Raw genomic sequence first — 2580 nt, 5'->3', positions numbered from 1 at the left:
GCCCCAGTGCGTCACGGCCGGCCGCCCGTCGAGCAGCCCGGCGGCGCCGAGCACGAACGCACCCGCGCACAACGACGCGACGGTCGCCCCGGCTCGATGGGCCGCCCGCAGCGCGGCCGTCACCGGCTCGGACGGTGGTACGGCGGGATCGACCATGCCCGGCACCACGACCAGGTCGGCGCGCCGGAGCCACCCCAGGGTCGCGTCGGGGGCCACGGTGGCGCCGCCGGTGAGCGTGACCGGTGATCGGTCCGCCGCGCACCGCCGGACCTCGAACGCGGGCAGGTCGGGGACGGTCCGATGCGGCGCCCAGACCTCGGTGGCGACCGCCAGGTCGAACATCCGGACTCCGTCGAACACAAGGATCGCGACGCGTTGCATGCCCACGAGTCTATTGGCGGAATCTCATCGATCAAAGGCAATCCTGCCACTTCTCCGAGTGCCGTCGCGCTGTCAGGCTGATCGCATGACGAAGACCGACAGCACCGCCACCACCCGAACCGCCGCCGGCGCCACCGCCGGAACCGCCGCCGGCGAGGCCAACGCCGCCGAGGCCACCGCTCCCGAGCGCACCGCCCCGGCCGTCGCCGGCGACGCGGTGCTGATCGTGATCGACGTGCAGAAGGGCTTCGACGACGCGGAATTCTGGGGCAAGCGCAACAACCCCGACGCCGAGGCCAACATCGCCGCGCTCGTCGCAGCCTGGGAGCGGACGGGGCGCCCCGTCGTCCTCGTCCGGCACGACTCGACCGACCCGTCGCCGCTGCACCCGGACACCCCCGGCAACGACTTCAAGGACGTCGTCGCCGAGGTCGAGCCCGACCTACTGGTCACGAAGCACGTCAATTCGGCGTTCTACGGCACCCCCGACCTGCACGCCTGGCTCACCGCACGAGGCGCGAACCAACTCGTGATCGTCGGCATCCAGACCAACATGTGCAACGAGACCACCGCGCGGATGGCCGGCAACCTCGGCTACGACGTGCTGTTCGCGATCGACGCGATGCACACCTTCGAACTGGCCGGCCCCGACGGCGACGTGATGACCGCCGACGAACTGACCAGGGCCACCGTCACGACCCTGCACGGTGGCCGCTTCGCCCGGATCGTGCACACCGCCGACCTCCTCGCCGCCACGGCATAGCCCCACCCGACCGGTGCAGCGCACGGACCCGCAGCCCGGATGCACGGGTACCCGGGAACGGCCGAGCGCGTCCCACGGTCGGTGACCCGGGCCCGGGCCCGGGGCGGGGGCCGGAGTCAGACCTGGACCCCGACTTTGGCATCCGGCCGGGACCCGGACCCGGGGTCAAACCCGGGCCCGACTCTGGCATCCGAGCGGGATCCGGACCCGGACCCAGACCCCGACTCTGGCATCCGAGCGGGACCCGGACCCGGGGTCAGCCCGAACCCCGACTCTGTCATTCGGGCGGGATCCGGGCCCGACCCGGACCCGGGGTCAGACCCGGACCAGGACCCAGACCCAGAGTCAGCCCGAACCCCGACTCTGTCATTCGGGCGGGATCCGGACCCGACCCGGACCCGGGGTCAGACCCGGACCCAGACCCGGGCCCGAGGTCAGCCCGAACCCCGACTCTGGCATCCGGGCGGGACCCGGACCCAGACCCGGAGTCAGCCCGAACCCCGACCCTGGCATCCGGACGGGACCCGGTCCCGGATCCCGGGGCAGACCCGGACCAGGACCCAGACCCGGGATCAGCCCGAACCCCGGCCCCGGCACCCGGGCGGGATCCGGACCCAAGCCGCTCCGGACCGCCTGCGCGGGGTGTCCGCTCGGTGCTTCCGATGCGAACTGCCCGCTTCGGGCCGCCGTTCGCGGACGGCCGCCCGTCCGGGACGGCCCGCTCGGGGGCGCTACTGGCCCCAGAAGGGGCCCTTCAGACCGACCGAGGCGAAGTAGGCCGCAGCGGTGGTCGGGTCGCGGCGCTCGTAGCCCCTGCTCAACCGGCCCTCGTACCAGTGCTGCGCCAAGCGCCACAGCGTGGCCAGGTCCATCACACAGCCGCGTTCCTGGCCGGTCGCGGTGAGCCATTCGGCAACGCAGGGCTCGCCGCAGAACAGTCGTTGGTTGCCGCACGCGTGGACCACGTCGTCCCACAGCATCGTCACCGGGAGCAGGAAGTGCGCGACCTCGTCGCCGCTCGGCGGGGTCCGGTTGTCGACGTTCCACGCGAGCGCGCGCCCGCAGCCCGGACAGCGCGTCGCCACCAACACGTCCACACCGACGAGGTGCGGCAACGCGAAGGAATCCCACGCGCATCCGCCCCACCACAGGGTCTGCGGCCCCATCACGGAGAAGCCCAGCGGCACTGAGCTGAACGGGTGCGCCATCGCGACCGCGCCGTCTCGCACAACGATGTGCCGCTGCTCGTGCAGGGTGTGCAGGCCCCACCGCACGGTGTCCTCGGACACGCCGAGGGTCACCGCCAACTCCTGGCCGGTCGGGGCTCGTCCGGTGTCGGCGAAGCCCCGATAGACCGCCAACCGCAACTGTTCGACGCTCACGCGGTCGCCTCCCGCTCCGGTGTGCCCGCGACCGGAGTCGAGATCGGAAGAGCG

3 protein-coding genes are annotated in these 2580 nt (G+C 72.7%); 1 reads left to right on the top strand and 2 read right to left on the bottom strand.

The genetic code is table 11. From position 1 onward, the window contains the following. Window positions 1–381, bottom strand: a 381-nt coding sequence (locus GT354_RS34410; RefSeq protein ID WP_202512623.1) for a DJ-1/PfpI family protein, incomplete at its 3' end; no start/stop codon positions are given. Between the two features lie 85 nt (window positions 382–466). Here GT354_RS34410 and GT354_RS34405 point away from each other — a divergent pair. Next, window positions 467–1144, top strand: coding sequence for an isochorismatase family protein (locus GT354_RS34405; RefSeq protein ID WP_161360292.1), 678 nt, complete (start codon window positions 467–469; stop codon window positions 1142–1144). Window positions 1145–1875: 731 nt separating this feature from the next. Here GT354_RS34405 and merB read toward each other — a convergent pair. Further along, the coding region (gene merB, locus GT354_RS34400) for an organomercurial lyase (RefSeq protein WP_346012311.1) at window positions 1876–2580 on the bottom strand (705 nt) is incomplete at its 5' end.

The organism is Streptomyces sp. SID3343 (genome assembly GCF_009865215.1).
In the GTDB taxonomy this organism is placed as follows: domain Bacteria; phylum Actinomycetota; class Actinomycetes; order Streptomycetales; family Streptomycetaceae; genus Embleya.
Note: the sequence above shows the minus strand (reverse complement) of the source record. Positions and strands in the feature narration are given on the sequence as shown.